1 pseudogene is annotated in these 831 nt (G+C 67.4%); it reads left to right on the plus strand.

What is annotated here, in order from left to right:
• Positions 1-92 precede the first annotated feature (92 nt).
• A pseudogene (locus D9599_RS31855) lies at positions 93-831 on the plus strand (IS630 family transposase); the annotation flags it as partial.

The raw sequence follows: 831 nt of genomic DNA on the forward strand, positions 1-831 counted from the left end.
ATACCAACCGCCTTGGTTAGTGACTCGCATGTGATCCCGTCCGTATGGCGGTTGTGATTCGCTCCTCCTGACGGCTGGCTCGGGAGGCTGAGATGGCGTTGGCGATCACGCGGCAGGATCTTTCGGCGGCGGAACTCCGGAAGTCAGCGGCGCGGAGCCGTGATGCAAATGCGGCACGCCGGAGGCTGGCGATCGCGCTGGTGCTGGAAGGGGCCTCACGCGAGGACGCAGCTGGGAGCTGCGGCATGGACCGTCAGACGCTGCGCGACTGGGTGCACCGGTACAACGCCGAGGGGGGTAGCCGGGCTGGTGAACCGCCACGCTGCGGGGCCGGCGCCACGGCTTTCGACTGAGCAGGAGGCTGTTGTGGCCCACTGGGTTGAGAAGGGCCCGGAATTGGAGCGAGACGGGGTCGTGCGCTGGCGCTGCCGCGACCTGCAGGAGCGGATCGGGAGCGAGTTTAGGGTAAGTTTGCACGAGCGCACGGTCGGCAAGCTGCTGACCAAGCTGCGCTTCTGCCGTCTTTCCGTGCGGCCACAGCACCCGCAGAGCGACCCCGCCGCGCAGGCGGCTTTTAAGGGGGCTTCGCGGATCGGGTGAAGGAAGCCGTCGGCGCGGTTGCACCCGGCATACCTCTTGAGATCTGGTTCATGGACGAAGCCCGTGTGGGCCAGCAGGGCACGCTGACACGCATCTGGGCCAAGCGGGGCACGCGCCCACGTGCCGTGCGCGATCACCGCTATACCTGGGCCTGGATCTTCGGCGCGATCTGCCCTGAGCGCGCTGTTGGCGCGGCCGTCGTGCTGCCCGAGGTCAATGTGGAAGCGATGA

The sequence above is a fragment of the Roseomonas sp. KE2513 genome (assembly GCF_016107305.1).
Lineage (GTDB): Bacteria > Pseudomonadota > Alphaproteobacteria > Acetobacterales > Acetobacteraceae > Roseomonas.